This is a genomic window from Methanococcoides sp. LMO-2, assembly GCF_038432375.1.
Lineage (GTDB): Archaea > Halobacteriota > Methanosarcinia > Methanosarcinales > Methanosarcinaceae > Methanococcoides > Methanococcoides cohabitans.
On sequence record NZ_JBCAUS010000009.1, the window covers coordinates 1 to 7,485 of the forward strand.

Annotated in this window: 5 protein-coding genes; all 5 read right to left on the minus strand. The window is 33.8% G+C overall.

Annotated elements, in window-relative coordinates:
• Positions 1-250 precede the first annotated feature (250 nt).
• Entirely contained in the window at positions 251-1,474 is a 1,224-nt protein-coding gene (locus tag WOA13_RS11560; RefSeq protein ID WP_342128056.1) for a restriction endonuclease subunit S, read from the minus strand.
• The gene (locus WOA13_RS11565) at positions 1,467-3,092 is read right to left on the minus strand and encodes an HsdM family class I SAM-dependent methyltransferase (protein ID WP_342128057.1); all 1,626 of its coding nucleotides are present in this window, start codon (positions 3,090-3,092) and stop codon (positions 1,467-1,469) included. The genes WOA13_RS11560 and WOA13_RS11565 overlap by 8 nt, the downstream gene beginning before the upstream one ends.
• Entirely contained in the window at positions 3,089-6,172 is a 3,084-nt protein-coding gene (locus tag WOA13_RS11570) for a type I restriction endonuclease subunit R (protein WP_342128058.1), read from the minus strand. The genes WOA13_RS11565 and WOA13_RS11570 overlap by 4 nt, the downstream gene beginning before the upstream one ends.
• A 395-nt stretch (positions 6,173-6,567) precedes the next feature.
• Positions 6,568-6,780, minus strand: a complete 213-nt coding sequence (locus WOA13_RS11575) for a hypothetical protein (RefSeq protein WP_342128059.1) — start codon at positions 6,778-6,780, stop codon at positions 6,568-6,570.
• A 43-nt stretch (positions 6,781-6,823) separates the two neighbouring features.
• Positions 6,824-7,120: a hypothetical protein gene (locus tag WOA13_RS11580; RefSeq protein WP_342128060.1), complete on the minus strand. Its 297-nt coding sequence runs from the start codon at positions 7,118-7,120 to the stop codon at positions 6,824-6,826.
• Positions 7,121-7,485 lie beyond the last annotated feature (365 nt).

The following is a 7,485-nucleotide window of genomic DNA, read 5'->3' on the forward strand; positions in this document are numbered from 1 at the left end:
TAGCAATCCCAATGGCAGTAATTTCATATCTTTTTGCTCACAGCAGTACGAAAGTTACCGTTGACTATTATGCAAGGATTACGCCGGATATTGAAAGGGATTTAATCAAAACGTATGTGACAAACTTGTTGGGAGAGGGGGTTATGATTTGGATTGAATGAATAAATCAATGTATTTCATATTTTCCACAAAATTAAAAAATAAAATTTGTAAAAATTGATGATTGCATTGGAAAGTGGGGTAACATTGTTTACTTCACCTTAACTTGACCATTCATCAACATGGGGAGCAAACAGTCTCGTAGTTCAGAAAGATTTTTGTTTTCAATTTTATTCAGTCTTTGTTTTTTGAATATCGGGGAAACAATTGAATGAAACTTTTCTACGATTTCATTACTTGGTTCTACGATATTAGAATCAGTTAAATCTTCTTTTTTAATACCAACAATAATACTACCAGATGCTTGTTTTTTAAACCTTTCAATTTCATTTAGAAGCGTGTAATATACTAGTTCTGAATAAATATCTAAATTTGGTCTTACTGCAGCTACACCTCGACCTAAACAAAATTCATCCTCCGCAAAAGTTAAATTACCTATTGTAGCTCTTATGCAGAAAACCAAATCATCTTTCTTGCAGAGTCTTGTTGGTGATGTTGTAAACGTATTTGCAAGTAACGAACCATCAACATAATCAGCAGCTCCATTTATAAGAGGAATACCATGATTATTTTGATTATATGATTCACTTTTAGGAGATTGTCCCATGACGATTGTTGCCATTTTTTTGAGAGGTTTTGCCTTCCAACCCTCTGGAATTACCCGTTTCAAGTCGGAATCCCACATCATTTTTCCACCGCTGGATTTGTATGGCTTGCTCTTTTCATTCGGAAAGTCGAACTGTACAAACCAATAATCATAAAGTGTTTTTGCCATTGCTTCTAATTCAGCATTGATGCGATTGTTGAGTTCGATTTTTGTGTCGAGAGCGGAAAGAACAGCAGCTATTCTTTGTTGGGTTTCAAGCTTTGGAATAGGAATTGGCAAATTTTTCAAAGAATCTAAAGATAGATTTTTTATTGTTGAACCAGTTGCTTCATTCCACATTTTCTTCTGAACATAATCTAATTGCAAATAGTAGTAACAGAATTTTCTATCAATTGATTTACAATTAATATATGCCGCACTCTTTCCAAGAATGACTTGTTCTCCCCTGAATAATGCCAAACTCCCCAATGTCCCATTTATTGACATCAATAGTGTGCTCTCATCAAGTTCCACATAATATTTTTTAAACTCCTCACGGCTAACTTGCTTAGTATTTTCAGTAATTGTAATAAAACCATCTTTTAAGTTGTTTCCATTGATAAAAAAATACTCTGATTTGTCAACATAAATTGGCGTAGCGTGAATTCCATCACCAATGGATGAACACAATTCCTTTAGCGGTTTAGTTTCCCAATAGAATTTACTCATATTTCAGGCCACCAAACTGCTTTTTAATCTCCATCTCTAATTTTCTTGACTCCGCAAAGAGTGAATCCAGATTGTCCTCAAATGCGTTCATCTTCTCATCAAACTCTTCCGGTGTTATGTCAATATATTCAATCTTCATATCAAAATACTGACTAGCACTTAAGGAGTAATTCTTCTCTTTTATTTGTTCATAAGAAACCACTGAGGTAAAATCTTCTACCTCTTTGTGTTCATTAAATGTTTTAATGATTAAATCTTCTTCTTCATATGAGAGCAACGTTTTCTGATTTTTGCCTTCTTTTACCGTTGTTCCCAGCTTCGACGCATCCATTAAAACAATATCGCCTTTGGTATTGGCTTTGTCTAAAAATAATATCGACACATTGGTACCTGTGGTAGCAAAAATATTACTTGGCATGGATACTACGCCACGAAGCATTTTCTCTTCTACTAGCTTTTTCCGTATTTTTTTCTCAATACCAGTCTGTGCTGTTATAAATCCGGTTGGTACAACGATAGCAGCCTTCCCTTCTGTGGAGAGTGAAAACATGATATGCTGGATAAAAAGCAAATAGATGGCCATTTTATCTTTATTCTTTTTGAGAATATTGGGAATGCCAGCGAAAAAGCGTTCGTGATTCTGTTCGGTATCCAAGTCATTACGGTAATCGCTGAAATCGATTTTGAATGGAGGATTGGAAACGATATAATCAAAGTTCATCAGCTCATTGCCTACCTTGTGATATGGTGTAAGCAAAGTGTTGCCCTGAATAATATTTTGAATGGAATGCACAAGGTCATTTAATATCAAATTTAAGCGAAGCATACTCGATGACTTTTGAGATATGTCTTGCGAATATATAGTACAACGTTCTTCACCGATGGCATGTGCAAGATTCATAAGTAAAGTACCCGAACCTGCTGCTGGGTCATAGCAGGTAACATTGCGTACTGGCTTGTCTACCAAAATAGAAGCCATGATTTTAGCAACCGCATGAGGTGTATAATATTCGGCGTATTTTCCACCCCCATCTTTGTTGTAGTCTTTTATAAGGTATTCAAAAATCGTTGAAAAGAAATCGAATTTTTGATGACAAATATTTTCAAAGCTGAAATTTACTAGCTGATTAACGATGGCTCGGCAGAAATTATCTCGCTGTGAACTGTCTGTGATGTAATTGGAGAGCTCATCAAATAAGGTGATTTTTGATTCTTCACCTGTCCTTACTGAAAATATGTCATTATTAAAGATGGCTATGTCTCGCAGTGTATCATCAAAGAATTTGGCAAAATCTTCTTTGTTCTGATTATTATGTAGATGGGATAGAAAATGCTCTCTTTTCAACTTGGCAGTGTCAGGGTTCATTCTCAAGAGGAGCATTTCATATTGTTCCTCTGAATAATTTGCTATCTCCTCTTCCCAATTCACAGCATTTTTTAGTTTTGGTTCAAGCTCTTTTACATCATAAGCGAACTTATCGTTCATGAATTTATAGAGAAAGACTTGGGTAATGATTTTAAATTCGTTTCCATCATTTCCTAGGCCATAATTGGTACAAACGCCTTTAAGTTTATCAATTAGTTCTTTCGTTTTTACTGTGAAATCTGACGTAGTCATGCAGATACTCCATGGTATTCGCTTATATATTCTTTTGCCACGCAGGTGTTGATAAAGCGTGCAGAATCAGGGTCAAGTTCAATCTTTGCCTTACTAAAACTGTCTATGACCATCGGCGTGAGCATACTGGTAAAATAGCTTTCGTTATTAAGTAGTCTTGTATTTATCAATACTTTATCATCAGTCTGTTTTTTGATGTCCATTAATGTTTCACAAATCTCGCTTTCTCTCTTAGAGATTGTGCCTTTTTCCAGAATTCGTTTATGTACCCTAGCATACTTTGTATCATTGTCATACTTAGCTTTCAGTAGATTGTTCTTGCGGTTAAGCTCTGCCACCTTGTCGAAAATCTGTTGCAATGAATTAATATTCTGTTTCATTTCTTCCTGCGATATTTCATCGAATTTCTTCTTGTCAAAAAGCCGTTTAAGTTCATCGTATAAAGAAACAAATTCAGGGTCCTTCTGGTCAAAATTTCCGCCTAAAGCCTCTCGTGTCTTGCGGAGTATTTCTTTCAATTGGTCAGCAATAATCAGCTCTTCTTCCGAAACTTTCTGGAACATAAACATTACATTTTCTAATGCTACATTGAGAAGATTAGTTGTATGAACATTGTTCTGGACAGTTTCTTTCAGGTTTAGTAGTTCCAAATGACGGGCTGTCTCATTATATAGCTGGTTAAGTTTATTGAAATCAAGATTTTCTAATAACTCAAAATGGCCATAAAGACGAATAATGTTGTAAAGGTTTTTGGCATTTTCCAATGCCTTTTTAATTTCTAAAACCTTTTTGCGGTCTTCTATTTGGCTTATCTGTTGAGAAAAAAGCTCTGCATTATTCAAATCATAATGAAACAGCTTTTCTTTAATATCTTTAATTTCTTCTTCTATCTCTTCTTTTGATTTGAAGAGATTGGAATAGGTTTCTATTTCATCACCGAGTTCTTCTTGTAACTCTTCGAAATACGCTTTGTTGGTTGTGTCAAACTCTTTGCGAATATCGGCAAAATCAACAACAAAACCATATCTGAATTTATTGTACGGACGATTAACTCTGGTCAAGGTCTGAAGTAAATTATGGTTCTTGATTAAGCGGCCAAGATATAATTTTTTAAGTCTTTTTGCATCGAAACCTGTAAGAAGCATGTTATAAACAAACAGGAAATCAGTTTTACCATCTTTAAAATCTTGAATTGCTTGGTCACGTTCATCCTTTGAGCCAACATTGTGTAGTATTAAAGATGCATTTAAGCATCTTTGCTGTTTTTTCTGATATAAACGATATTCAGCAGGTGTTTCTGATAGGTTTAAGTGTTCTGTTGATACTTTTTCTATGGTTTTTTGTTCCGGATTGTATTTACAAATGAATATTTCAAACAATTTTCTGGCTTGAACGGAACTATCACAAACCACCATGCCTCCAATGGAATGGTCTCCAAATCGGATTCTACTTCTTAAAAAGTCCTGTACAATATAATCTAGCATTGGTTCCACAAATTTATCGTGAGAATAGATTATGCGTCTATCAACATCGCCTTTTAATACTTCTACATCTTTCAAAGCCTGTTCAAGCTGTATTTTATAATTCGTTTCTATACCTTCCCGTATCAACCTCAAGGTATAGCCATCTGCAATAGAAGAATTGTAATAGTACTTGTGAATATAATTGCCAAATATATCTCTTGAACGTCTATCTGGCATAATTAAAGGCGTGCCTGTCAAGCCTATAAGAATAGCATTTTTATCTGAATTAGATAAATTAGCTAAAAAACTACCTTTGGGGTTGTAGCTTCGGTGTACTTCATCGAGGAAATAGACTCTCTGTATATTTATGTCATAATCATTTGTCTGAAGGAAATCGGTATCATCCTTAAACTTTTGAATATTAACAACTGTAATCTCCGGTTTCCCTGATAAATTGTGAATCGCTTGTTTAAGTCTGAAATCTCTTAGCAATTCATCTTTAGAGTTTACTATATGGACCACTAAACCTCTTTTCTTAAACTCTTTTTTTGCCTGTATCATCAGGTCAATACGGTCAACAATGAAATAAAATTTCGGAATCGTGCCATTTTGTTGGAAATAATCTGTCAAGTATCTGACATTATAATAGGAAAGTGCAGTTTTCCCGCTACCTTGCGTGTGCCAAATTATCCCTTTCTTGATACCTTTATCAATTGTTTGCTTGATTGCCTTGGTTGCAAACAGCTGCTGATAACGCATTATGTGCTTTTCACGACCATTTGGCTCTTTCACATAGGCAATACAGTACCTTAACAGCATTGCCAAACGGTCTTTGCAAAATAGAGATGTTAGAATCCTGTTTGTTGGAGTGTTTGGTTCTTTGTTAGTAAGGAATTCTGATGAATGTTTTATTGCAGAAAGATTGTTGTCCCTTAAAACAAAGTTTTCAACAGCATCATCTTCTGATTTTAGGAGTGTTAATAAGTCTAAATTTTCTTCTTCTCTGAAACAATTAAAATTGGCTTCATCATATGAGGTGGAAGAATAAAAAGCACCCTGAATTGGTTCTATGGATTCTTGGTCATATTCCATATTATTGGAGAATACCAGAACTTGTGAAATGTTTATGAATTTCCTGAACTTCTTGTTCTTGAAACGGGCATTGATACGCTCTCTTTCCGCTAATATTCCTTCATGATTATTTGGCTTTTTTACTTCAATAAAAGCAAGGGGCATTCCATTTATTAAAAGTGTAATATCCGGTCTGAACTCATCTTCTCCGTTTTTATATGTAAGTTCAGTTACGACATTAAAAGAGTTATTATTAAAGTTGTCAAAATCGATTAGTTTTCTTCCAGAACTGGCATTGAGCATATTAAAGAATGCTTCTCCTAGGTCTTCATTGTCTAAAGTTAGTGAGATATCTTCCAATAATCTCTTTATGTCGGAATCATCCAAATCGTTATTGATGCGTTTAATACTTTCTGCAAATAAATCTGTGAAAATATTTGTATCTTTATTACGCTTTGCATTGGTCAACGAAAGGTAGTCGTAACCCAATCTGCATAAATGCAGTATGGCAGGGATTTTTACTCTTGTATTCTCATTAAAAGCCATAACTTTGGATGTCTCCTTTCCCTTTGATTTTTACCAACTTTGAAAGTCAAATGTAGCCAATGTTTATAATTTTATTATGTGTTATCAAAAATACAGGCAATGTTTAAAATATTATCGCAATTAGAACACACTTTCTATTGGAAATGGCAAATTGATGTTCTTTTTGTATATCATAAAACTATTGTATTGAGTTTGGAGCAATTAACAAGTTCAAAAACTGATGCAATCATTTGATGGAAATCAAAAAAGGAATTAAATCATATCTTCAAGATAAAATGATTGATGCTATGGTTAAACTTGAGAAAGCCCTTAAAAATCATATTAAAGCATTGTAGATTTTACTTGATATAACTGAATAATTGTAGTAATTTGAAAAATAATATATGGATTGTGTCTTACCATTCAATAGTAGCTGAACCGCCAGAGTTCTTGCCACCTTTGCAATATCCAGTAGATTTACCACAATTTGTGCATTTTCTTCCATTTCTATGAAGCATTCCACTGACAATGAATGTATTTCCACATAATGGACATTTGAAAGCGGCATTATTTCCTATCCAGTCTTCTTCGGGGTTAAGGTTATTTGGGTCTAGATTTCTACTTGGCATGATTATTCACCATCTATTGTTTTTGACTTTAGGTTGGGTTAACTTATTCTTCTTTTTTGTATAATGTACCAAAGACATAACCAATAACTGCACCTAAAAGACCAGTTGCTGCAGAACCATCTATTAATTTGCAATATGTAAGAATTGTAATTGCAATTAGTATTAATATCATTATTATGAAATCCATATACTGTGCTCTCTTAATCTCAGGCGATTTCATTTTTTGATATTCAATTATCTTCGGAGCTAATGTTTCAACAAAAGGTGTTATTTGATTTAGAATATCAGCGATATCTTTTTCTTCAACTTTTTTCTGCTCTTGTTGATTCGTTTCAGTCAATTTTATCACCCAAGTAATTTATGAATTTAGTCAAGATGGAATTCTTATAATGTCAGTTTCAAGTCATATCTGGTATGAAATATATCACCTTATCTGAATATTTCCTTTACAATAAATAAATTAAATGTATATTAAAATACTGAATGTCAGATGTTGCTATAAACTGAATAATAAACAGTTGTTTTACTACTATGTGTACATTGATAAGACGATACGTCTTGACGACGTATCGGATGGAGAGATGTGAAGCTCAGATGGAAGATGAAGGTGAACTAAATCCATTACCATTACTATGGCAACCAAAAAGTTATATAACTATTATATAATATGTTGGTATTAAGAAGGTAGCAGCAATGAAATCAATT

Coding starts and splice junctions, on each gene's coding strand:
- WOA13_RS11560 (WP_342128056.1), bottom strand. CDS start 1,474: ATGAGTAAATTCTATTGGGAAACTAAACCGCTAAAGGAATTGTGTTCA.
- WOA13_RS11565 (WP_342128057.1), bottom strand. CDS start 3,092: ATGACTACGTCAGATTTCACAGTAAAAACGAAAGAACTAATTGATAAA.
- WOA13_RS11570 (WP_342128058.1), bottom strand. CDS start 6,172: ATGGCTTTTAATGAGAATACAAGAGTAAAAATCCCTGCCATACTGCAT.
- WOA13_RS11575 (WP_342128059.1), bottom strand. CDS start 6,780: ATGCCAAGTAGAAATCTAGACCCAAATAACCTTAACCCCGAAGAAGAC.